This window comes from Streptomyces sp. NPDC002276, from assembly GCF_053891435.1.
The window spans coordinates 326,493-348,445 of sequence record NZ_JBSFCQ010000004.1 but is presented as its reverse complement, the minus strand read 5'-3'; the positions used below and the strand labels follow the sequence as shown (position 1 = coordinate 348,445).

General features: G+C 71.1%; 20 protein-coding genes and 1 pseudogene. 3 read left to right on the top strand and 18 right to left on the bottom strand.

Going from position 1 to position 21,953, the window contains the following annotated elements; genetic code table 11:
* Positions 1-124 precede the first annotated feature (124 nt).
* The 8 genes and pseudogenes from ACWIHT_RS13555 to ACWIHT_RS13520 all read right to left on the bottom strand — a co-directional run bounded on the left by ACWIHT_RS13555 (position 125) and on the right by ACWIHT_RS13520 (position 6,672).
* Entirely contained in the window at positions 125-502 is a 378-nt protein-coding gene (locus tag ACWIHT_RS13555) for a hypothetical protein (RefSeq protein ID WP_456167619.1), read from the bottom strand.
* Between the two features lie 172 nt (positions 503-674).
* Positions 675-989 (bottom strand): ABC transporter permease subunit, encoded by a 315-nt coding sequence (locus ACWIHT_RS13550; RefSeq protein WP_456167617.1) that lies wholly within the window; start codon positions 987-989, stop codon positions 675-677.
* 73 nt (positions 990-1,062) lie between these two features.
* A pseudogene (locus tag ACWIHT_RS13545) lies at positions 1,063-1,224 on the bottom strand (ABC transporter permease); the annotation flags it as partial.
* 271 nt (positions 1,225-1,495) lie between these two features.
* The gene (locus tag ACWIHT_RS13540) at positions 1,496-2,680 is read right to left on the bottom strand and encodes a lactonase family protein (protein ID WP_456167615.1); all 1,185 of its coding nucleotides are present in this window, start codon (positions 2,678-2,680) and stop codon (positions 1,496-1,498) included.
* Between the two features lie 105 nt (positions 2,681-2,785).
* Entirely contained in the window at positions 2,786-3,478 is a 693-nt protein-coding gene (locus tag ACWIHT_RS13535) for a response regulator (protein ID WP_456167613.1), read from the bottom strand.
* The gene (locus ACWIHT_RS13530; RefSeq protein WP_456167611.1) at positions 3,475-4,791 is read right to left on the bottom strand and encodes a sensor histidine kinase; all 1,317 of its coding nucleotides are present in this window, start codon (positions 4,789-4,791) and stop codon (positions 3,475-3,477) included. Before ACWIHT_RS13530 ends, ACWIHT_RS13535 begins: the two co-directional genes overlap by 4 nt.
* Before the next feature lie 103 nt (positions 4,792-4,894).
* Complete coding sequence (locus tag ACWIHT_RS13525) at positions 4,895-5,740, bottom strand: ABC transporter permease (protein WP_456167609.1); 846 nt, start codon at positions 5,738-5,740, stop codon at positions 4,895-4,897.
* Positions 5,737-6,672 carry an ABC transporter ATP-binding protein gene (locus ACWIHT_RS13520; RefSeq protein ID WP_399117386.1) on the bottom strand — a complete coding sequence of 312 codons (936 nt, stop codon included), beginning with the start codon at positions 6,670-6,672 and terminating at the stop codon, positions 5,737-5,739. Before ACWIHT_RS13520 ends, ACWIHT_RS13525 begins: the two co-directional genes overlap by 4 nt.
* A 300-nt stretch (positions 6,673-6,972) precedes the next feature.
* Between ACWIHT_RS13520 and ACWIHT_RS13515 the strand changes: the two genes are divergently transcribed.
* Positions 6,973-8,085 (top strand): glycoside hydrolase family 53 protein, encoded by a 1,113-nt coding sequence (locus ACWIHT_RS13515; protein WP_456167607.1) that lies wholly within the window; start codon positions 6,973-6,975, stop codon positions 8,083-8,085.
* Between the two features lie 83 nt (positions 8,086-8,168).
* Here ACWIHT_RS13515 and ACWIHT_RS13510 read toward each other — a convergent pair whose 3' ends face one another.
* From ACWIHT_RS13510 to ACWIHT_RS13480, 7 genes are all read right to left on the bottom strand, one after another.
* Positions 8,169-9,182 (bottom strand): glycoside hydrolase family 26 protein, encoded by a 1,014-nt coding sequence (locus ACWIHT_RS13510; RefSeq protein WP_456167605.1) that lies wholly within the window; start codon positions 9,180-9,182, stop codon positions 8,169-8,171.
* A gap of 493 nt (positions 9,183-9,675) precedes the next feature.
* Positions 9,676-10,539 (bottom strand): GNAT family N-acetyltransferase, encoded by an 864-nt coding sequence (locus tag ACWIHT_RS13505; RefSeq protein WP_456167603.1) that lies wholly within the window; start codon positions 10,537-10,539, stop codon positions 9,676-9,678.
* Between the two features lie 240 nt (positions 10,540-10,779).
* Positions 10,780-11,469, bottom strand: coding sequence for an alpha/beta fold hydrolase (locus ACWIHT_RS13500; RefSeq protein ID WP_456167601.1), 690 nt, complete (start codon positions 11,467-11,469; stop codon positions 10,780-10,782).
* A 104-nt stretch (positions 11,470-11,573) separates the two neighbouring features.
* Entirely contained in the window at positions 11,574-12,476 is a 903-nt protein-coding gene (locus ACWIHT_RS13495; RefSeq protein WP_456167599.1) for an alpha/beta fold hydrolase, read from the bottom strand.
* Between the two features lie 93 nt (positions 12,477-12,569).
* Positions 12,570-13,538, bottom strand: coding sequence for an RNA polymerase sigma factor (locus ACWIHT_RS13490; protein ID WP_456167597.1), 969 nt, complete (start codon positions 13,536-13,538; stop codon positions 12,570-12,572).
* A gap of 127 nt (positions 13,539-13,665) precedes the next feature.
* Entirely contained in the window at positions 13,666-14,646 is a 981-nt protein-coding gene (locus ACWIHT_RS13485; protein ID WP_456167595.1) for a dipeptidase, read from the bottom strand.
* A 25-nt stretch (positions 14,647-14,671) separates the two neighbouring features.
* Positions 14,672-15,676, bottom strand: a complete 1,005-nt coding sequence (locus tag ACWIHT_RS13480) for a LacI family DNA-binding transcriptional regulator (protein WP_456167593.1) — start codon at positions 15,674-15,676, stop codon at positions 14,672-14,674.
* Between the two features lie 137 nt (positions 15,677-15,813).
* Between ACWIHT_RS13480 and ACWIHT_RS13475 the strand changes: the two genes are divergently transcribed.
* Positions 15,814-16,968 carry a Gfo/Idh/MocA family protein gene (locus ACWIHT_RS13475; RefSeq protein WP_456167591.1) on the top strand — a complete coding sequence of 385 codons (1,155 nt, stop codon included), beginning with the start codon at positions 15,814-15,816 and terminating at the stop codon, positions 16,966-16,968.
* Positions 16,969-17,170: 202 nt separating this feature from the next.
* Positions 17,171-19,489, top strand: a complete 2,319-nt coding sequence (locus ACWIHT_RS13470; RefSeq protein ID WP_456167589.1) for a LuxR C-terminal-related transcriptional regulator — start codon at positions 17,171-17,173, stop codon at positions 19,487-19,489.
* A 276-nt stretch (positions 19,490-19,765) separates the two neighbouring features.
* Here the strand turns inward: ACWIHT_RS13470 and ACWIHT_RS13465 are convergent, their stop codons facing one another.
* The 3 genes from ACWIHT_RS13465 to ACWIHT_RS13455 form a co-directional block, all read right to left on the bottom strand.
* Positions 19,766-20,674 (bottom strand): trypsin-like serine peptidase, encoded by a 909-nt coding sequence (locus tag ACWIHT_RS13465; protein WP_456167587.1) that lies wholly within the window; start codon positions 20,672-20,674, stop codon positions 19,766-19,768.
* Positions 20,675-20,742: 68 nt separating this feature from the next.
* Positions 20,743-21,102, bottom strand: coding sequence for a hypothetical protein (locus tag ACWIHT_RS13460; protein WP_456167585.1), 360 nt, complete (start codon positions 21,100-21,102; stop codon positions 20,743-20,745).
* 45 nt (positions 21,103-21,147) lie between these two features.
* Complete coding sequence (locus ACWIHT_RS13455) at positions 21,148-21,897, bottom strand: DUF4232 domain-containing protein (RefSeq protein ID WP_456167583.1); 750 nt, start codon at positions 21,895-21,897, stop codon at positions 21,148-21,150.
* Between the last annotated feature and the right edge of the window lie 56 nt (positions 21,898-21,953).

Here is a 21,953-nt window from a genome sequence, read left to right as displayed (position 1 = left end):
GCGGACGCCCAGGCTACTGCGGAGGTGACACAGGGAGACAGGACATTCACCCGGAGTGGCGAACACGGAATCGCCGGGACCGGATTGGACCGGTCCCGGCGGTCTTCCCCGTGGGGGGGGTCCGCTACGGCCGGTTGAGGGTGATGGAGTTGATGGGGGTGAGGTCGTAGTTGCTGTGGTAGTCCTGCGGGATGGTCAGGACGCAGTTGGTGCCGCCGTAGTTCTTGCACAGGCTCGCGGAGGCGCCGCCGTACTGGTTGTTGACGACGTAGTGGTAGCCGACCTGGTTGCTCAGGTTGTGGGCGCCGTAGCTGTAGTAGACGTCGGTCGGGTGCGGGTTGGCGGCCGGGTCCACTCCCCGGCCGTAAATGCACACGGCCCCCGACGGGCAGCCCCAGATGGGACTGTTTCCGGCGGGTGCGCCCTGGGCTGCGCCGCTCATCGCCAGGACCGCGGTGGCGGCGGTCGCGAGTGCGGCGGCGGCGCTCATGATCTTGCGCATGTTTCCCCCTGGTGGGTCTCCTGCGTGGTCGCAGGGTGTGGAACGGGCTGACGGGATCAGCCTGCCCCGGGAGATCACCGGGATCGACGGGTTGCCCGTTGCCCGTCCGGGGGACGGCCGGGAAACCGGGCGTGACCTGCGACGTCGTACGAAAGCGGTCAACCGAAAGCGGTCAACGCGGCCGGGCCGGTCGCCGGGGGCCGTGCCCGAGCCGTTTCAGCGCGTAGGTGTCGAGCCGGGTCAGCAGGCCGTTCAGGATCAGGGTCATCACCACCAGGACGATGAAGCTGGCGAACTCGGTCGCGGCGTCGAGGTTCATGGCGGAGGTGAAGAGTTCGTGGCCGACGCCTTCGGAGGAGGCGATGAACTCGCCGCCGATGACGCCGAAGATCGCGAGCGGGCCGCCGGTCTTGAGGGCGGCGAAGAAGGGGGCGGCCAGGGTGGGGATGGTGACGTGGCCGAGGGCGTGGTGGCGTCGGCCGCCCATGGCCTGGACCGATCTCGACGAGTTCGCGTTCCCGCAGGCGCAGTCCCAGGTAGACGTTGCGGAAGACGACGAAGGACACTCCCGTGACCGCGATGTCGACCTTCGACCAGGGGCCGATGCCGAAGAACAGCAGGAAGAGCGGGGCGAGGGCGATCTTGGGGATGCCGTTGACGGCGGCGACCAGGGGTTCGAGGACCCGGCCCGCGAGCGGGAAGGAGCCCAGGACCAGGCCCATCACCGTGCCGAGGACCACACCGATGGCGGATCTGGCGGGGATCTCGATCGACGTCACCCTGATGTCCGTCCACCCGGAGGAGGAGCCGAGCAGCTTCCACAGGGCATGGGACACGTCGGTCGGCTTGCTGACCACGCGCTCCGGGACGACGGGTCCGCTCATCACCTGGCAGAGGATCAGGCAGAGCGCGATCACCGCGAGAACGCATTGCCTGTTCGCACTCAACTCCCTTGCCGCGCAGGATTGATGGACAGTCCGGCGCGGCCGGACGTCAGCGCGCGCAGACGGCGATGGAGTCGGGGTTGGGCAGGGACAGGGAGTTTCCGGGGCCGGTCAGCAGCCCGGTGCGGGGGTCCACGGCGAAGACGTCGACGGTGCTGCTCGCCTCGTTGGCGACAAGCAGTCGGCGCCCGCTCGGGTGCACGGTGAAACTCCAGGGCTTCAGACCCCCGCTGGGGATGCGCTGGAGGAGGGAGAGCAGCCCGGTGTGCCGCTCGACCTTGTGCACAACGAGGGTGTTCTCACCGCGACTTGAGGCATAGACGAAGCGGCCGTCGCGGCTGATGGCGAGTTCGGCGCCGCTCTTGGTGCCGGTGAAGTCGGGTGAGTCGATAGCGAGGCTCTGGCGGTGCGTCAGTTCGCCGGATCCGCCGTCCCAGTCGAGGAGTTGGAGTTCGGCGGTGAGTTCGGTCAGCAGGTAGGCCTTGCGTCCGTCCGGGTGGAAGACGAGCCGTCGCGGCCCTGCTCCGGGGTCGGTTGCGTAGGCGCCGGGACCGGTCCCGCCCGGGGACAGCGCACCCGTCGTACCGTCGAAGCCGTAGACGAAGACACGGTCGGCGCCGAAGTCGGGGACCAGGGCGTGGCGGCGGCCGGGTGCGACGACGACCTGGCGCGGGTGCGGGCCCAACTGGCGTGGGCCGGGCCCCGATCCGGTGTCGACGACGACCGACACGGGTGCGCCGAGTGTGCCGTCCCGGTGGATCGGGAGTGAAGTGGCGAGGCCCGCCTCGAAGTTGGCGACGAGGAGGGTGCGCGAGGAACGGTCCACGCCGAGGTACGAGAGGCCGCCGCCCGCCGTGGCTCCGCTGTCCGTGCTCACCTGGCCGAGCCGGGTCAGCGCGCCGGTCGTGCGGTCGACGGCGAAGGCGGTGACCATTCCGCCGTTCAGCTGGCTGCCGACGTAGAGCAGCGGGCGGTCCGGATGTGCCGTCACCCAGCCCGAACTGACCTGTGCCACCGGCCCGTTGGAGGTCAGGGATCCTTGGACGGGGTCGAACGTGACCCCGTAGACCTGGCCGCCGTTCCAGCTGCCGACGTAGAGCAGATCGGGTCTCGCCTGTGGCGCGGCTTCGGCGCTCGGTGCTCCGGCGGTCAGCGGCACGGCCGCCGCGGTCGCCATGGCCGTCATGGCGCCCAATAACGTTCTGCGGGACACAGCCCCTTTGATCTCGGCCATGGGAAGCAACAGTTGTCGCGATGCGCGGCAGGGTCCACAGCGCGTACGAAGCTGTGCGTGCGGGCCGCGCAAGTTGAGCTTTCGCGATCCGAACGCTCAACTCGCCTACTGGTCAGGGGCGTTGGGGTGGGCGAGGCCCAGGTCGTAGGCGAGGATCACGGCCTGGATGCGGTCGCGGGCGCCGACCTTCGCAAGGACGCGGCCGACGTGGGTCTTCACCGTGGACTCGGAGACGAAGAGGCGCTCGGCGATCTCGCCATTGGTCCAGCCCTGGCCGATGGCGAGGAGGATTTCGCGCTCGCGATCGGTGAGGGAGCGGATGCGGGGGTCGTCCGCCGCCGGAGCCGCCGTAGGACCTTCCGGTGAGTGTTTCGGCAGGTGTTGGGCGTAGGCGTCCAGCAGGCGGCGGGTGAGGGCGGGGGCGATGACGGCGTCGCCGGAGGCCACCGCGCGGATGCCGGCGAGGAGTTCCTCGGGGTGGGCGTCCTTGAGGAGGAAGCCGCTGGCTCCCGCGCGCAGTGCCTCGTGGGCGTACTCGTCGAGGTCGAAGGTGGTGAGGATCAGGATGCGGGAGCGGTCGCCGGCCGCGACGACCCGGCGGGTGGCCTCGATGCCGTCCATGCCGGGCATCCGTACGTCCATCAGGATCACGTCGGGCCGCAGTTCGGCGGCCATCCGCACCGCCTCGCCGCCGTGCCCGGCCTCGCCGACCACCTCGGTGTCGGGGTTGGCCTCCAACAGCATGCGGAATCCGAGGCGTTGGAGGGGTTGGTCGTCCACGATGAGCACGGTCGTCATGCCGCTCCCCCGATCGCGTCGAGCGGGGTGAGGTCGAGGGTGGCCCGTACCGTCCAGCCGCCGCCCGGGGCGGGGCCCGCGGTGACGGTGCCGTGGTAGAGGGCGGCGCGTTCTCTCATGCCGGCGAGTCCGTGTCCTTCGTCGTGGCTGGGTGCGGGTCCTGGAACGGTCCCGGCCGGGCCGGTGTCGTGGCAGTCGATGCGCACCCGGGCGTCCTCGACGTGCACGGTCAGTTCGACGCGGGTGTCGTGGCCCGCGTGCTTGAGGGCGTTGGTGAGTGCCTCCTGCACGATGCGGTACACGGTGAGCTGGACCCCTCGGTCCAGGGCAGCGGGGTCGCCGCCGGTGCGGTACACGACCTGCGGACCGGCCGCGCGGATGCGGGCGCACAGGGCGTCGAGGTCGGCGACGCCCGGCTGGGGGCTGAGTTCGGGGGCGTCCGGGGTGGGGCTCTGTACGCGCAACACGCCCAGCATGCGCCGGAGTTCACCGAGCGCCTGGCGTCCGGTGTCGCCGATGAGGAGCAGGGCCTGCTTTCCGCGTTCGGGGGCGAGGTCGGTGGCGTAGGCGCCGCCGTCGGCGAGGGTGATGATGACGGAGAGGTTGTGGCCGATGATGTCGTGCATCTCCCGTGCCACACGGGTGCGTTCGGCGGCGGCGGCGAGCTTGGAGCGCTGGTCGCGCTCCACCTCCAGACGGGCGGCGCGGTCGCGCAGTACGGCGAGCTGGGCGCGTCGGATGCGGACCACGAAGCCGAGCGCGACGGCCGCCGTGATCGTGCTGAACAGGACGAACAGAGCGTCCAGGACCGGCACTTCGGACGGCAGCCGCAGTGCGAAGAGACCCAACGCGGCGAGGGTGACCGCACAGGCTGCGGGCAGCCGCCGCAACTGCCCGTGCAGGACCAGGCTGTAGAGGGAGATCAGCAGCGCGACGTCGGCACGCAGCCAGACCCCAAGACCGGCCTGGACGAAGAACACCGCGGCGATCAGGGCGAAGGCCAGCGTCGGTCTGCGGCGGCGCCACAACAGCGGCAGCACCAGGCCCAGTTGGAGGGCGATGGTCCCCGGCCAGGGCAGGTGGATGAAGCTGTTGTCGAAGCCGCGCCGTCGGCCGTCGTCGTCGTCCAGCAGGTCCGGCAGGCAGAACATCAGCAGGACCAGGACGGTCAGAGCCGTGTCCAGCACCCAGGGGTGTCGCCGGTCGCCCTGCTTGACCCGGCGGCCGAACCGGGACAGCCGGCCGGCCACGGGATGGCTCCACGGGAGGTCCGTCTCCGCGAACAGCGCGTGGGCGGGGTCATCGGGGCTCATCGGTGTCACTGGTCCGGGTTCATGGAGGTCACCTGTCCATTGTGGGGCCCCACGCCGATGCGGCATCCGACCGTCGAGCGGGCCGGATGCCGCGTCGCGGGGCTCAGGCGTCGGACTTCACCAGCCGGTAGGCAGCCCCGCCCAGCGCGAGAACGGTCCAAACGAGGAAGACCAGGAGTCCGGCGCCGGGCGAGAGGGTCGTCGAGTCGTGCGTCAGCGCGAACATCGCCTGGCCCGCGTTGCTCGGCAGATACGGGCTGATGTTGTCCTGCCAGGAGCTGGGCAGCAGCTCGATCAGTCCGGGCACCAGCATCAGCGAGGCGACCAGCACCGAGATACCGCCGGCCACCGAGCGGAGCCACGCGCCCAGCGCGGTGCCGATCACGCCGACCAGGCCGAGGTAGAGACCGGCGCCGAGCAGGCTGCGGACGACTCCGGCGTGCGAGAAGGAGAGGGCGGCGGGGGTGCCGGAGACGATGCCGCTGACGATCGGGAACGCGACGAACACCCCGACGAGCGAGATGCCGAGCGCGACCACGCCGAACACGAGGGCCTTGGACCACAGCACCGGCAGGCGGCGCGGGACGGCGGCCAGCGTGGAGCGGATCATGCCGGTCGAGTACTCGCCCGCAGTGACCAGGACGCCCAGTACGCCGAGGGCGAGCTGCGCGAAGTTGGTGCCGAAGAGGGAGATGTCGAGCGCGGTGGAGTTGGCGTCGTCGGGCCTCAAGTGCCCACCGTCGTAGGAGGACTTGTAGTGCGCGGCGGCGATCAGGCCGAACGCGATCAGGAACAGCAGGCCGAGGCCGAGGGTGATCCAGGTGGAGCGCAGGGACCACAGTTTGGCCCACTCGGAGCGCAGCACGCGGCGCCCGGTGACCTTGTACGGCGGACGGGCCGGCCGTACGGCCGCGGGTGCGGCGCTGTCGGTCGCGGTGGCGGTGCTCACGCGGCCCTCCCGGGGGTCTCGACGGTGGTGGTGCCGTGGTACTCGACGGCGTCCCGGGTCAGGTCCATGAACGCCTGCTCCAACGAGACGGTGCGCGCGCTGAGTTCGAAGAGCGGGATGCGGTGCTCGGCGGCCCTGATGCCGATGGCGCGCGCGGTCAGCCCGGTGACGTGCAGTTCTTCGGAGCCGACCTCGCCGGTGATCTCCACGCCGGGACCGGCGAGGACCTCACGGAGTCGGGCGGGCTGCTCGGAGGCCACGGTGACGGTGTCGCCGCCCGCGTGCCGGACCAGGTCCTGCACGGTGGTGTCGGCCAGCAGCCGCCCCCGTCCGACGATGATCAGGTGGTCGGCGACGAGTGCCATCTCGCTCATCAGGTGCGAGGAGACGAAGACGGTACGGCCGTCCGCGGCGAGTCCGGTCAGCAGGTTGCGGATCCACAACACGCCTTCCGGATCAAGGCCGTTGACGGGTTCGTCGAGCATCACGGTCGCCGGATCGCCGAGCAGCGCGGCGGCGATGCCGAGCCGCTGCCCCATGCCGAGGGAGAAGGCCCCGGCCCGCTTCTTCGCCACGGACTGGAGCCCGGTCAGTTCGATGACCTCGTCGACACGACGGCGCGGGATGCCGTGCGTGTAGGCCTGCGCCATCAGGTGGTCGAACGCGGAACGGCCCGGGTGGATCGACTTGGCCTCCAGGAGCGCGCCGACCTCTTGGAGCGGTGCAATGTGCTCGGCGTAGGGCCTGCCGTTGACCGTGACGGTGCCGGCGGTGGGCGCGTCCAGGCCGACGATCATGCGCATCGTGGTGGACTTCCCGGCACCGTTGGGGCCCAGGAAGCCGGTGACCGTGCCCGGCTTGACGACGAAGTCGAGCCGGTCGACCGCCGTCTTCTCCCCGTACCGCTTCGTCAGCTGTTGCGCCTCGATCATCGCCATCCCTCACGTTCACGTGCCACTGCCCCGACTGGACACCGGCAACGCTAGGAGGACAGGGGCCCCGAACCCGTCGTACCGAGGGGCTGTTGCGAGGGCGGGCGTAGTACCGCGGTACGACTGTGCGGTGCGAGTTGTGTACGTTCCCACCCCCTTCGCACGGACTTCACGTCCACCAGCTGCGGGAAATACAACCGTCACACATATTTACAGTGCCTGTTACCTCTCTTACTGTGAACGTTCTCAGAACCCAACCCGCATGCGCATGTCAGTCGACCCAAGGAGGTCGGGTACCCCGTGAAAATCCCGGGCCGCATAGTGAAGGCCGCCTTGCTGCTGGCCGCAGTCGCCCTGCCGGCGGCGATGCTCACCCCCACCGACGCCGCCGCCGCGAACTCCCTCACGATGCTCGGCGCCGACGTCTCGTCCGCGCAGCGCGCGATCGACCTCGGCGCCAAGTACTACGACTCCAGCGGGACCGCCAAGGACCCGCTGGACATCCTCAAGGGCGCCGGCGTCAACTACGTCCGCCTGCGGATCTGGAACAACCCCGCCAGCGGCTACAACAACAAGGCGAAGGTGCTGGCCTACGCGAAGCAGGTCAAGGCCAAGGGCCTCAAGCTGCTGATCGACTTCCACTACTCCGACACCTGGGCCGACCCGGGCAAGCAGTACAAGCCCGCGGCCTGGTCGAGCCACGGCATCAGCGCACTCCAGACCGACGTCTACAACTACACCTACGACGTCTGCAACAGCCTCAAGTCGCAGGGCACCACCCCGGACAGCGTGCAGATCGGCAACGAGATCAACGTCGGCATGCTGTGGGACGACGGCAAGGTCGTCAACAACAGCTTCACCAACCTCGGACTGCTGCTGAAGTCGGGCTACAACGCGACCAAGGCGTGCAACAGTTCCACCCAGGTGATCATCCACACCGCCGACGCGGACAGCGACTCCAACGCCCGCTGGTTCTACGACGGCATCAAGGCGCAGGGCGTCAACTGGGACATCACCGGGCTGAGTTACTACTGCATGTGGCACGGCACCCTGGCCAACATGGGCAGCGTCGTCTCGGACATGAAGTCCCGCTACGGCAAGGACGTCATCATCGCGGAGACGGCCTATCCGTTCACCTCGTCCGACGCGGACAGTACGGCGAACTCTGTGACGTCGGGCTGCTCGGGGTATCCGCTCACCTGGGCGGGCCAGGGCGCGGAGTTCACCGCCGTGCAGAACACGGCGCGCAGCGCGGGCGCGATCGGCGTCTTCTACTGGGAACCGACCTGGTACGCGGTCACGGGCAACGGCTGGGACCCGGCCAACATCGCGACCAGCGGGGACGGTTGGGACAACATGGCGATCTTCAACTGGACCGGCCAGGTGAATCCGAACGTGAAGTGGACGGCGTAGCGGGGTAGTTCGACGGCACATACGAACGGCATCGCCTTCTTCTCCGGGCGGTGCCGTTCCGCGTCCTCACTGTTGATGAGTCCTCACTGTTGATGATCCGTCAGGGCACGGTATACAGCCGCCGACTTGGGGTTGGCGCGGCAGCGCCACACTCCGTGCGGGCAGTAGTCGCTGATGGTCTGGTAGAGCGGGCGCTGTCCCGCCATCCAGGTGAGCATGCCGCGCATGTAGGTGGGGTTGTCGCCGTTGTCGAACAGGCCCCACTCGGGATAGGCGATCGGCTTGTGGTGGGCACGGGCGAAGTCGACCTGTGCCAACAGGCCGTACGGTTCAGTGAGTTGGCCGGAGAAGGACAGGCCCCGGGGGGCGTCGTAGGCGTCCATGCCGATGACGTCGACGTAGGCGTCACCGGGGTAGCAGTCGGTCCAGGGGATCGCGTCGTGGCCGCGGTTCGGGGTGAAGTCGAAGCGGAGGCGCTGGCCGGGGACGGACCGCATCGCGGCGACGATACGGGTCCAGTACCGCTTCCAGGAGGCAGGGTCGGGCGCGCAGCGGTGGGTGTAGGTGGTGCCGTTCATCTCCCAGCCGAGGACGATCTCGGTGTCGGGGGCGCCGAGTTGGACCAGACGGCGGGCGAGTGCGCGGAAGTGGTCGTCGTAGCGTCCGCTCGCCCCGTCCCTCAACTCGGCGCGGACCACGTCGTCGGGCAGGTGGGCCTCGTTGCGGTCCAGCATCGGGACGTTGAGGACCAGCAGACGGTCCTGGCGGGCGCGGCGCCACTGAGCCCACTGGTCCAGGTCGCCGGTGGCTCCCTCGATGCCGGTCCAGGTGTCGCCGGGCAGATACGCGTGGCCGACCCGGGGCTCGGGCCGGCCGAGCCAGGCGCCGAACTCCGCGACGCGGCGGACGGCTTCGGGGCCGTAGCCGACGTAGGCGCCGTAGGCCGTCGGCGGGCCGGACGGGTGGGCCGGGGCCGCCCGCGCGGGCCGGGGCGAGGGCTCACCACCGGGTACGCAGGCCGGTCCGGCCAGCAGCACGAACGCGAGGGCGGCGGTGAACAGGGCCGACAGGCTGCGGCGCGTCCCGTGCGGGGCCACTGGACGCCTCTCCTTCTTCCCGGGTGCGTGGGGCGCCGGACGGCTCCGACGCCCGAGCAACGTACCAGCGCGGGGCAGAAGATGACGTAGCACGCCATTCACGACATGTGCACGAAGTGGCGCCGCGGGTCCGGGTCTTGTCGGTGCTCGACACGCCGGACGAGAGGCCGGGGTCATGCCCCGCGCCCCGCGCCCCACACCCCGCACCCCGCACCCCACGCCCCGCACCCCGCGCCCTGTGACTGCCGGTGGACTTCCTCGGAGTCGCGATCCGCACCGACCGGCACGGGTGAGACTGCGGAGCGCGTTGCGGCGGTCCGCAGGACCGGCATCCCCTCGGTCTCGGCCCGGCCAGCCGGGCCGACGGACGCCGCCGAGGCGACAGGAGTCACGGACTTCGTCGACCACGACCTCGACCTGTTCGAGGCGGCGATCGCCGTGCTCCACGCCCCACACCCAGCGCCGACCGCCCCTGTTCCGTGACGCCCTCGGCTCAGTTCCCGGTCGTGCCCGCCTCGTCGGGGTTCAAGTGCCAACGCCAGTTGGGGCGTTCGTAGGCGACCTCGAAGCCGAGGCGGAGCATGTTGTGCAGGGAACTGTTGTGGGTGCCGGGCTGTTCGGCGCCCGTCTCGGCGACGAGGACCCGGCAGCCGAGCTTCCGTGCCGCGCGGGCCCTGGCGGCGAGCAGCGCGGTCTGGCCGCCGCGACCGCGCGCGTGGGGCAGTACGCCGCCTGCGAACATCTGCGCCGTCTCGCCGCGGACGAGCAGGGTGCCGGTGCCGACCAACTCCCCGTCCAGCCAGGCGGCGTAGGGGTGCCAGCCCGGCCGGGTCACGGTCGACGCGGCCATCTCGGCGTAGTGCTCGACCGGCGTGCCGAAGGCCCGCATCATCACCGTGCCCCATTCCAGGGCCTCTTCGGCGGCCAGCGGGGTGACCCGGATGCCGTCGGACCGGTCCAGGGCGTCGGCGCGCGCGACGGCCTCGTCGGTCGGGCAGACGAGCTTGACCCAGGACGGGGCGCGAACGATGCCCTCCCGCGCGCAGATCTCCGGCCAGTCCTCGGGCAGGAAGGCGGGCGCGATCTGTAGGACGGCCTGCGGGGTGCGCTCGGCGCGGTAGAAGTCGCAGACCTCCTCGACCAGTTGGGCGGTGACGGGGGCGGTGACTCCGAAGCCGAGGGCCTTGCTCCAGAAGTGGGTGCTGTCGTTGCGCATCGACAGCACCACCCCGCCGCCGATCCGGGTGGCGCTCATGCCGAGCGCGGTGCGGACGGGCTCGGGGGTCTCCGTCTGGAATCGGTAGAGGGCCTCCGCCTCGGACTGCTCGGCGACGGACGGCTGCACGACGGTCGTCAAGGTGCTGCTTCTTTCTCGGGTGGTCCCGGGAGGGGCACGCGGGCAGCCCGCCTGAGGGGAACAGGCGGGCTGTCGCGGAGAGTTGACGGATGGTCAGGTTGTCAGGGGGGTCGAGTCGTCAGGGGTTCGGGGGGTCAGGTGGCGCAGGGGGTGCAGGTGGTCACTGGGGGTCGGAAGGAATGGCGTACCGGGTGGCCCCGGCGACCCCAGCGACCCCAGCGACCCCGGCGGGCCGCACGGTCAGCCTTGGTCGGCCGCGGCCTGCTTGATCAGTTCCACGACCGCCTCCGGCCGGGAGACGTAGATGGCGTGGCTGCCCTCGGCCTCGGAGACGGTGGCGCCCGCTCGCTCAGCCATCCGGTGCTGGACCGGCGGCGGGATCATACGGTCCTCGGTCGTGACGAGGTACCAGCTGGGCCTGGTCCGCCAGGCGGGCTCGGTGATCGTACCGCCGAGCGCGTCCAGGCCCCACGGCACCTGGGCGTCGGCCAGGAACGCGGCGTCCTCGGCCGGCAGGTCGCCCGCGAACGACGCGGCGAACTTGTCCCGGTCCAAGAACAGGAAGCCGTCGACCGGCGGCAGGATCGGCGGCACGGGCGCGCCGGGCGCAGGGTCGGCGACCAGGGTGCCGACCGACTCGTCCTTGTCCGGCGCGAAGGCCGCGATGTAGGCGAGCGCGGCCACCTTGTCGTGGCGGCCGGCCTCGGTGATCACGGCGCCGCCGTAGGAGTGGCCGACGAGCACCGCCGGACCGTCCAGGGCGTCGAGGGCGCGGTGGGTGACGGCGACGTCGCCTTCGAGGGACAGGGTCGGGTTCTGTACGACGCTGACGCGGAATCCGTCCTGGGTGAGCAGGCGGTACACGGACTGCCATCCGGAACCGTCGACGAATCCGCCGTGCACGAGGACGATGTTCTTGACGGCGCTCATGCCGTTGCTCCTTGTTTGTCGGAAACCCTCCGGACGGCTCCACGCTAGGGCGGGCCGTCCGCCGGGGCTTCGACCGAATGACCTAGTTGCGGGAATTGGCCGACCTAGTTGCGGGCGGTGGCCTCGACGAACGCGGTCACCGCCTTTGCGAAGGCCTCCGGTTCCTCCAGGTGCCCGAAGTGCCCGCTGTTCTCCAGGATCACCAGCTCCGAACCCGGGATGAGTTCGTGGAGTTCCTCGGCCCAGCGCACTCCGCAGATGAAGTCGTGGCGGCCGACGAGGACGAGGGTCGGCACGGTGAGTGCGCCGAGGGTGGCGCGGTCGTCGACGACGTCCGGGGTGTGGTCCTCGGCCAGCCCGGAGATGTGGGTGGCCGCCACGGCCTCCCGGACGGGGGCGAACTCGGCCTCCCGGCCCCAGAAGTCGGCGAAGTAGGCGGGGAAGAGCCCGCGGGCCACGGCGGTGGTCCCCGCGTCGTCGGAGATGGTGGGGATGCTTTGGAACGCTTCAACGACTTCGGGGAGCCCGGGGTTGTCGGCGTGCCGGGCGGCGAACTCCTGCACCAGGCGCATGGCCTCGGCGCCGTGCTCGGGGCCGGTCACCGGCGCGCTCTCGTAGAGGATCACGCCCGCGAGGCGGTCGGGATGGTGCAGCGCGTGGTACTGGGCGACGAAGCCGCCGTGGGAGTGTCCGAGGAGGTGCGCCTCGGGGACGCCGAGGTGGTCGATCAGTGCCGTGAGGAAGTGGCTGTAGCGAGCCCGGGTGTAGCCGTGCGGGTGGGTGGGCAGCCGGCCGGAGGCGCCGGTGCCGACGGGTTCCGGGTAGACGACGGTGAGGTGCTCCTCCAGCGCGGGCATGCGCAGGTACTCCCAGAAGATGCCGGGTCCGCCGGAGTGCGCGACGCACACGGGACCGGTCCCATGGACGTGGTAGCGCTGTGTGACTCCGTCGATCTCGACGGTGTGCGTTCCGGTGGCGAGCGGGTCGGTCGAAGGGGTGGTGCTCATGGGATCTCCTTGTCCGGCACGTGCCGATGCGGCGATGACACGGACAGGACGCGGGAGAAAGGGCGAAGTTCGAAACGGGTCGCGTGATGCCCGTCACACCAGGAGGTGGTGCGGGACCGGTACCGGCCGGGGGTGGACGAGGCGGAGGCGGTGCACCCGTCCGGCGGCGTCCAGACTCATCAGCCAGGCCACGGCGGGCGGGCAGTGCTCGGGGTCGTCGTCGGGGTTGCTGATGTCCATCTCCCAGACGACGAGCGACCGGCCGGCCACGGCGTGCGCGAGGTGCTGCCGTACGCCGGCCTCCAGGTCGCACTCCATTCCGCGCACCAACAGGCTTCTGCCGCCGACCGGTTCACCGCCGCGGACCAACGCGGCCTCGGGCGACCACCGTTCGGTGACCAGCTTGCCGAAGTGCCCGCTCTCGGCCGCCTCCAGGGTCTCGCGGGCCTCGACGCGACTGGCGCGGGTGCGGCGGCCCGCGTCGCCGTGCGGGGCGTCGGCCGTGGCGGCGAGGGCCAGCGCGAGCCTGGCCCGGCCCTGGCTGAGGCGGCTGCGGACGGTGCCGACGGGGATCCCGCAGGCCTCCGCGATCCGCTCGTACGAGGTGACGCCGACGCTGAAGTGCCTTAGTACCAGGGGCAGTCGGAGCGCGGGCGACAGTTCCTCGATGGCCTCCCAGATCCAGTCCCGCATCGTGTGGTGCTCCAGCCACCGTTCCGGGCCGGAGTCCGTGGCGGGCACATGGAGGTCGTCGAGGGGCCGGAGGTCGACGGTGCCGCGCAGCAGCGAGCGGGCGGCATTGCGCACGATCATCCGCAGCCACGGGCCCACGGCCTCCGGGTCGCGCACGTCCCCGATCCGCCGCAGGGCGGTCAGCGCGGCGTCCTGCACCACGTCGTCGACGTCGGGCCCCGGCCCGAGCACACTCACCGCGACCGCGCGCATCCCGGCCCGGTGCCGTTCCAGCAGCAGCCCCAGGGAGGCGACGTCACCGGCCTGCGCGGCCAGGGTGAGCGCCGCGTCCTCGATGCGCGTGATCTCGCCCGTGCTGCGGCTGCTCATGCTGTTCCTCTTCCGGCGTTCCCGTCGTCCCCACGAACGTAACGGGCGCGCCGCGTGACGTCACATCGCGCGGTGGTCCGGCCGGGTCGGTCCGGCCCGGAGCGGGCTCGGGCGGGCCGGTCGCCCGCTACCGCCACACCCGCGCCGCCACCCGCCGGAAGTTGCCGCCCAGGATCGCGGCGACGGCGTCCTCGGGATATCCCCGGGCCCGCAGCGCGCCCTCGACGGTCAACAGGCCTTCCGGCGGCATGAATTCGATCGCGCCCCAGCGGGTGTAGCACTCGGGATACAGCTCCGGGCTCTGTTCGAGCATCGCATTGAAGTCCCCTGCGTCGAACGGGTAGTCGGTGGACATCCCGACGTGTTCCGGCCCGACGAGGTCGACCGCGTGGTCGATGTGCCGTACGAGGGCCTCCACGGAGGCGTCGTTGGGGCCGAGGAAGATGCCGACGCCGGTGATGCCGACGACCCCGCCGGTGGCGGCGCACTCCCTGGCCTGCTCGTCGGTGATGTTGCGGGGGTGGTCCCACACCGCGCGCATGCTGGAGTGGCTGTAGACGACGGGGAGTTGGGACACCTCGCACAGGTCGAGGCCGGTACGGGCACCGCAGTGCGAGCCGTCCACCACCATGCCGACGGCGTTCAACTCCCGTACCAGCGCCCGCCCGTAGCCGGTGAGTCCCTCGTCGACCGCGTCCAGGCAACCGCCACCGGCCGCGTTGCGGGTGTTGTAGCTCGGCAGCATGGTGCGCACACCGAGGTCGTAGAAGTGCCGGACCCGGTCCAAGTCCCCTTCCAGCGGCCCGGAATCCTCCAAGTCGAAGGCGACGGCCACGCTCCCCGCGCGCACAGCGTCGTCGATGTCGTCGACAGCAGCGACCAGTCGCAGCCGGTCGTCCGCGGCGATCCGCTCCCGCCAACTCGCCACCAGGCCGGTGACGTCGTTGGCGCCGTGCGGCGCGTAGCCGACGTTCACCGAGACGAAGCTGCCGCCGGGTCTGCGGTAGCGGGCGAGTTCACCGACGTCGGCGTTCTTCTCCAGGGCCAGGCAGCAGTGTTGTTCCCAGAGCAGGGGCGGGCGGCGCGCTTCCGTGGATTCGTTCGACACCGTACGGATCATGCCCGCGTCGGAGCTACTCCGTCGAGGGCGACCCCGTGCTCCCCCGCACCTCAAGTTTCGGCTCCGACAACACCGTCTCCTCCGCCCGCCTCGGGTCCTTCATCCGGTGGACGAGGAGCTGCGCGGCGCGGCGGCCGATGTCATGGCTGCCGTTGTCGACGGTGGTGAGCCAGAGGTGTCGTAGGCGCGCGAGGTACGTGTTGTCGTAACCGACGAGGGACAGGTCCCGAGGCACCTGGAGGCCCAACTCCTCGGCCGCCGAGAGCGCGCCGACGCACGCGATGTCGTTGAAGGCGAAGACGGCCGTGGGGCGTTGCGGGGCGGTGAGCAGACGGACCATCGCGCGGTAGCCGCCCTCCTCCGTGTGGTCGCCCTGTTCGACCGTCGCGAGGTCGGTCAGGCCGTGGGCGTGCATGACCATTTCGAAGGAGGTGCGGCGGAGTTCGCCGGCGACGCCCTGGCCGGCGATGTGGGCGATGCGGCGGTGGCCCAGGTCGATGAGGTGCTCGGTGGCCAGGGTGGCGCCGTACGAGTCGTCGCCGGCCACGACGTCGACGTGGCGCAGGACCGGTTCGATGGCGCCCGCGATCACCGTGGGGATGTGGGTGGCGGCGGTGAGGAATTCGTCAGATCCCGGGAAGGTGCCCACCGCGATCAGGCCGTCGACGCGGAGTTCCGTGAAGATGCGCGTGAGGTCCTCGCCGAGATGGCGGTTGAGGCGGCCGTCGGCCAGCATCATGTGCAGGCCGTTCTCGTGCAGGCGGGAGCCCAGGCCGTCGAGGAGTTCCACGAACCAGGGGTTGCGCAGGTCGTTCAGCAGGACGCCGACCGAGCGGGTGCGGCGTTCGCTGAGGCTGCGGGCGGCGGCGTTCGGGCGGTAGCCGAGTTCCGCCACCGCGGCCAACACGGCCTGCCGTTTTTCCGGTCGTACCTGCTCGGAGCCGCGCAGCACCAGGGAGACCAGGGATTTCGACACACCGGCCCGCTCGGCGACATCACGGATGGTCGGAGCACTCATGGCTGGACCGTTCCACGCGGTCGCGCCCCGTGTCAAAGGCGCGGACACTCGGTGTTGACGTCCACGTATTGACATCAGGACGAATGGGTTCCACTGTGGCGAGGACAGTTTATGGACCGGTCCAAAGAAGGGCAGTCATGGTGACCTCGCTCGGTGTAGCCGTCGTCGGCTTCGGATGGATGGGGCGGGTGCACACCCAGGCGTACGCCCGTGTCCCGCACCACTTTCCGCAGCTGACCGTGCGGCCACAGCTCGTGTCGGTCGCCGAGGACGTGCCCGGGCGGGCCGAGCAGGCCGCCGAGCAGTTCGGCTTCGCCTCCACCACCCGCGACTGGCGCGAGGTGGTCACCGACCCGCGCGTGCAGGCGGTGAGCATCACCGCGCCGAACTTCCTGCACCGCGAGATCGGCGTCGCGATGGCCGAGGCGGGCAAGCACATCTGGATCGAGAAGCCGGTGGGCCTGTCGACCGCGGACGCCTCCGCCGTCGCCGACGCGGTCACGAAGGCGGGCGTGCAGGGCGCGGTCGGCTTCAACTACCGCAACGCGCCCGCCGTGGAGGCCGCCCGCGACCTGATCGCCTCCGGCGAGCTGGGCGCAGTCACCCACATCCGCGTCCGCCTCTTCAGCGACTACGCGGCCCACCCGGACGGCGCCCTGACCTGGCGCTACGAGCTGGAGCGCGGCGGCCACGGAGTCCTCGGCGACCTGGCCTCGCACGGCGCCGACCTGGCCCGCTTCCTGCTCGGCGACATCACCTCCCTCGCCGCCGACACGGCGATCTTCCTGCCGCGGCGGGCCCGCCCCACCGGCGCGACCGCGGGCCACGCGCTCGCCACCGGCGGCGAGTTGGGCCCGGTGGAGAACGAGGACTACGTCAACTGCCTGCTGCGGTTCGCCTCCGGCGCCCGGGGTGTCCTGGAGGCGTGCCGGGTCTCGGTAGGCGAGCAGAACAACTACGGCTTCGAGGTGCACGGCACCAAGGGCGCGGTGTTCTGGGACTTCCGCCGGATGAACGAACTCGCGGTCAGCCGCGGCACGTCGTACCAGGACCAGCCCGTCACCACCGTGTATGTCGGCCCGGGCGACGGCGAGTTTGGAGCGTTCCAACCCGGCGCGGCGAACGCGATGGGCTACGACGACCTCAAGGTCATCGAGGCCTACCGCTTCCTGCGCTCCGTCGCCGAGGGCAAGCCGTACGGCGCCACCCTCCCGGACGCCGTGCACAGCGCGGCGGTGCTGGACGCCATGGTGCGCTCCGTCGAGAGCGGCGGCTGGGCGAGCCCCGCATAGAGCGGCACCTCGGTGAGCCCGGCAGAGACAGGAACCTGGCCGAGCCCGGCGTGCGGGGCGCGCACTCCCGCTGCCCCGCACGCCCCCGCACTGAGCCACCGGCGCGATCTCGCGTCCACCCGCCGGACTCGACTACCGTTCACGCTCGGGAGTCACTCGCCTACGCTGTGGTGATCGGTTGGCGGACGGGTATGGGGGCGGCATGGGATACGGCTTCGGACAGCGGCGCGGCGGTCAACTCCCCGTCGAGTTGACCAGCTTCGTCGGACGCACCGGCGAACTCGCCGCGCTGAACGCCGAGTTGGCGCGTTCGCGGCTGGTCACGCTGGTCGGTCCGGGCGGTGTCGGCAAGAGCCGTACGGCGCTGCGGGCGGCTCGCGCGGCAACTGACCGGTTCGCCGACGGAGTACGGCTGGTGGAGCTATCCGCCCTGCGCGACCCGGAGTTGGTGCCGCCGACCCTCGCGGGCGTGCTGGAGTTGCCCGAGCAGTCCGGCATGACACCGCTCGACGCCATCGTGGAACACCTGCGCGGGCGGCGGATGTTGATCGTCCTCGACACCTGCGAGCACCTGGTCGACGCGTGCGCGATGCTCTGCGACGTCCTGCTGCGCGAGGCACCCGGGCTGAGCGTGCTCGCCACCAGCAGGCAGCCGCTCGACGTGCCCGGTGAGCGCTGTCTGCCGATCGCCCCGCTGACCCGCGCCGACGCCGTCGACCTGTTCAACCGGCGCGCCGCCGCCGTGACCGGCGGCCCCGCTCTCGACGGCGCCGACCGGGAGCACGCCCTCGCGCTCGTCGACCGCCTCGACGGCATCCCCCTCGCACTCGAACTCGCGGCCGTACGACTGCGGGCCGTACCCCTCTCCGAACTCGTCGCCCGCCTGGACCGCCACTGCGAGGTCCTCACCGGCGGCCGCCGCACGGCCCTCACCCGGCACCAGACCCTCCGCGCGGCCATCGACTGGTCCTACGACCTGTGCACACCCCAGGAGCAACTGCTGTGGGCGCGGCTGTCGGTGTTCGCCGGCTCCTTCGGACTGACCGCCGCCGAACGGGTGTGCGCGGGCGGTACGGGCGGTACGGGCGACCTCGGCGGCGAGGAGGTCGTCGAGGCGCTGATCGGCCTGGTCGACAAGTCGGTCGTCCAGCGCCTCGGCGAGGACGGGGCCCGCTACCGGCTCCTCGACACCATCCGCGAGTACGGCGCCGGGCGGCTCGCGGAGAGCGAGGACGCCGAGGCCGTACGGCGGCGGCACTTCGCCCACTACGAGGAACTCGTCGGCCGTTTCTGGGACGGCCTGGTGGGCCCGGCGCAGGTCACGCTGCACCACGCGGTGCGCGCGGAGATCGCCGATGTGCGGGCGGCCCTGGAGTACGGCTGCGCCACGGAGGGCCGGGCCGCGGACGCGCTGTGGCTGGCGACCCGGCTCGGGGCGTACTGGCGGGCGGCGGGGACGCTGTCCGAGGGCCGGTACTGGATCGACAAGGGGCTTGGACCGGTCCAGCAGGACTCCCCCGTGCGGGCCTGGGCGCTGTTCATGACCGGCGTGTTCGGGGTGTGGACGGCGGATCTGGAGACGGCGTTGGACCGGTTCCCGCGCGCCCTCGACCTGGCGCGGCGGGTCGGCGAGAGCCGGGTGGAGCTGTTCAGCGAGGGCTACTTGGCCGCCATGACCGTCCTCGGCGGCGCCGTCGAGGAGGGAATGGCGGCGCTCGACGCGGTCCGCGCGCGGATGGTCGCGGCGGACGACGCGCTGGGCATCGGCGTCGTGCACTACGAAGGGGCCCTGCTGTACGGGGCGTTGGGCTTCACGGACCGGGCGCTGGAGTGGTGCGCGGCGGGGCTGGCGTATCTGGAGGGCCGGGGCGAGCGCCAGTTGTACGGGTCCACGCTCACCGTCCAGGGCGTCATCCTGTGGCTCGTGGGCCGGCCCGAGGAGAGCGCGGTGGCGTTGCGCCGGGGCCTGGAGGCGGCGAGCGAGATCGGCGAGGTCCTCGTCGCGGCACTCGCGTCCCTCGGGCTGGCCTGGCACGCGGCCGGACAGAAGCGGTACGTCAGGGCCTGCTGGCTGCTGGGCTACGCGGAGCACGCGCGCCGACTGGGCGGCGACCCGGTCGGCATGCTGCCCCGACTGCTGGAGGAGCAGGAGGCCCAGCAGCGGGCGGTGCGCGCGGCACTGGGTGACGAACCGTACGAACGGTGGCGCGAGGCCGGGGCCCGCATGTCGGGCCGCGAACTCCTGGACGCCGTAAGGGCGGACGCGGACGAGCCGCCCGGCGTTCCCGCGCCCCGCCCCGGCACTGCGGACGGCCGCCCCGCCGATTCCCTCACCCGCCGCGAACGCGAGGTCGCCGCGCTGGTGACCCGGGGACTGTCCAACCGGGAGATCGCCGAACGGCTCGTCATCTCCAAACGCACCGTGGACGCCCACGTGGAGCACATCCTCGCCAAGCTGGGGATCACCTCCCGTACCGAGATCCTGGCCCCGGCACAGGCGGAGGGCACCTCGACGGCGTAGGTATCCCGGTGCGTCCGAGGGGCCTCCGCATACCTAGGTACCCCTCGCGCGGCCCCTCCCCGCGACTGGGTGCACGGATCTCCCGTGGTTCGCACCCCCCGCACCCGCCCGGCACCGCAGGCTGGTCCCACCGCCAGGGGAACGGAACGTCGCGGGCGTCGGCAGTGTTGGTCAACCCCACGGCTGTCATGGCAAGGCACCCGCCACCGCACCTCCCCTGGCGGTACTCACATGGGGCTGCCCCTGTCGGCGGGGGCAGCCCTCGGGCACCGCCGGTCAGCCGCGCCCGGCCCGCTCGTACATCGCCTTGGCGGTGGCGCCCAGGATCTCGCCGTACATCTTGGTCGGCGTGAAGCCGTCCAGCGCGCTGTTGACGGAGACGAGGGTGCCCTTCCCGGTGGCCTCGTCGAACCCGGCCAGCCACGGGCCGCCGCTGGAGCCGCCGGTCATGTCGCAGGGGATCACCCGCTGGCCGTTCTCCGTCTTCTCCGTGCCGACGCAGCGCAGGAGTTCCTCGCCGCGCTGCGGGTGGGTGGCCGGGTAGCCGAAGGAGGAGATCTTCCCGCCGACCGCCCGGTCGAAGGCGACGGGCGTCCCGCCCACGACATCGGTGAGCCTACGACCGCTCCTGTCCGCGTCGACGACCATCGCGGCCACGTCGTTCGTGCCCTCCTCCCCGAAGGTCCGCGGCGTCAGGACGGTACCGCCATACGGCTGCCTGCCCTTGCTGTAGGCCGGGACGAACACCATCGACATGTTGGTGTTGGCGGGCGAGGCGGAGCGGCGGACGCAGTGCCCCGCGGTCATCACGACGGACCGGTTGGCGCTCGTGACGGCGGTGGCCGTGCACCAGGTGTCGGCCCCTCCCGCGTTGACCATGAAGAGCCGCCCCACGGTCTTCAACTCTGGACCGGTCCACGTCTTGGTCTTCGGCCCGGTCGGCCCGAGGTCCACGGACTTCCCTACGGCCTTGATCCGGGCCGGCGTCCAGTAGGCGAGGGCGTCCTTGCGTTCCTGGGCGGTGAACCCGAAGGAGGACACCGGGTCGGGGGCGGCGGCACGAGCCGTACCGGACACGGCCGTGGCCGAGACCGGCAAGGCGAGCGCGAGGGCCGCACCGGCGGCTGCGAGGGCCGTGGCACGGCGGATCGGGCGCCGGTTGCCGGAAAGGGAGCGGTCCAACATGGGGGGATGTCTCCTCGACTGGTTCAGGTGGTTCATGTGTTTCAGGTGCTTCATTTGGTTCATGTGGTTCATGTGGTTCGGACGGCCGGAGTGGCAGCCGTCTCGCGGAGAAACGTCAGGAACTCGCCCACTGTGCTGTCCCAGAGTCGGCGTTCCACCAACGCGGTGTGCCGGCGGGCCAGTTCGCGGTCGTCGCCGTAGGCGAATCCCACGATCGGCGGGCCTTGGTGCACGCGGACGTCGATGCCGATCGGCTGTATCTCGTCGGCGGAGTGCAGGCCGACCGCGATGCCGATGATCTCCCAGGCGAGCAGCCCCGCTCTCTTGAACGCGCCGTCGGACGAGGTGCGCCACACCACCTCGAAGTACTCGTGCGCGGGCGCCCCTGGATCGAGCCGCCGAGCCACGTCGTTCGCTGTACCGGACACACCTCGCCCTCTCTGCGCGGCGGGGAACTGCGCTGCACGGACTGCCTAGTTGAGGGCGTCCTGGGGGTCGGCCAGCCAGTAGGTGGTGGTCAGGGAGCTGTCGATCCAGACGCCCTTGGCGGGCAGCGGGACGTCGACACCCGAGCCCACGAAGTCGAGCGCGCGGTTCTGGAAGATCACCTTGAGCGTCTTCGCGGTGTAGCCGCCGGAGCCGCTGCCGTCGGCGGCGGAGAGGCGGACGCCCGCGTAGCCCGACTGTCCGGGGCGGAGCGTGGTGACCGCCTGCGGCTGCGAGGCCTCGTCGACCGGGGGCACGGCCTGGGCGTCCTGGAAGTTCAGGGCCGGGTAGCCGTACAGGTAGCAGGTCTTGGAGCCGGTGTTCTTGACGGCCAGCAGCAGGTGGTTCAGCGGACGCGTCACGGTCTGCGCCGTGACCTTGGTGTTGGCGTCGGTGCAGGTGACGGTGCCCGAAGAGCTGTTGGACCCGGTGGACCCGGTGGATCCCTTGAAGGCGGTGCTGCTGCGGCCCGACTTCGAGACCGTGACGGCCTTGTCCGTGCCGGAGGCGGCGGCTTCGGTGCCCGCGTCCGCCTCGGCGCCCCCGGTGCTCCCGGTGCCCCCGGTGCTCCCGGTGGCGGTCGAGGAGTTGCCGTTGCCGTTGTCGGCGACGGCGGTCGGGGTGCTCTTGGCCCCCGTGTCCTGGCTGGTCCCACAGGCGGTCAGTGCCAGTGAGGCGGCCGCGGCGAAGCCGGCGGTGAGGAGTGCCGTGCGGCGGCGGAAGGAGGTGTCGGACATGATCGGGCTCCCCGTGAGTGCGGTGCTGGAAGGCGAGCCACCCGGTTCGTGGTGGG

What these genes read in the sequence shown, in the direction of transcription:
- ACWIHT_RS13540 (WP_456167615.1), bottom strand. Translation starts at nt 2,680, where the DNA reads ATGGCCGAGATCAAAGGGGCTGTGTCCCGCAGAACGTTATTGGGCGCC.
- ACWIHT_RS13555 (WP_456167619.1), bottom strand. Translation starts at nt 502, where the DNA reads ATGCGCAAGATCATGAGCGCCGCCGCCGCACTCGCGACCGCCGCCACC.
- ACWIHT_RS13480 (WP_456167593.1), bottom strand. Translation starts at nt 15,676, where the DNA reads ATGAGTGCTCCGACCATCCGTGATGTCGCCGAGCGGGCCGGTGTGTCG.
- ACWIHT_RS13530 (WP_456167611.1), bottom strand. Translation starts at nt 4,791, where the DNA reads ATGAGCCCCGATGACCCCGCCCACGCGCTGTTCGCGGAGACGGACCTC.
- ACWIHT_RS13535 (WP_456167613.1), bottom strand. Translation starts at nt 3,478, where the DNA reads ATGACGACCGTGCTCATCGTGGACGACCAACCCCTCCAACGCCTCGGA.
- ACWIHT_RS13455 (WP_456167583.1), bottom strand. Translation starts at nt 21,897, where the DNA reads ATGTCCGACACCTCCTTCCGCCGCCGCACGGCACTCCTCACCGCCGGC.
- ACWIHT_RS13465 (WP_456167587.1), bottom strand. Translation starts at nt 20,674, where the DNA reads ATGTTGGACCGCTCCCTTTCCGGCAACCGGCGCCCGATCCGCCGTGCC.
- ACWIHT_RS13490 (WP_456167597.1), bottom strand. Translation starts at nt 13,538, where the DNA reads ATGAGCAGCCGCAGCACGGGCGAGATCACGCGCATCGAGGACGCGGCG.
- ACWIHT_RS13470 (WP_456167589.1), top strand. Translation starts at nt 17,171, where the DNA reads ATGGGATACGGCTTCGGACAGCGGCGCGGCGGTCAACTCCCCGTCGAG.
- ACWIHT_RS13550 (WP_456167617.1), bottom strand. Translation starts at nt 989, where the DNA reads ATGGGCGGCCGACGCCACCACGCCCTCGGCCACGTCACCATCCCCACC.
- ACWIHT_RS13475 (WP_456167591.1), top strand. Translation starts at nt 15,814, where the DNA reads ATGGTGACCTCGCTCGGTGTAGCCGTCGTCGGCTTCGGATGGATGGGG.
- ACWIHT_RS13495 (WP_456167599.1), bottom strand. Translation starts at nt 12,476, where the DNA reads ATGAGCACCACCCCTTCGACCGACCCGCTCGCCACCGGAACGCACACC.
- ACWIHT_RS13500 (WP_456167601.1), bottom strand. Translation starts at nt 11,469, where the DNA reads ATGAGCGCCGTCAAGAACATCGTCCTCGTGCACGGCGGATTCGTCGAC.
- ACWIHT_RS13520 (WP_399117386.1), bottom strand. Translation starts at nt 6,672, where the DNA reads ATGATCGAGGCGCAACAGCTGACGAAGCGGTACGGGGAGAAGACGGCG.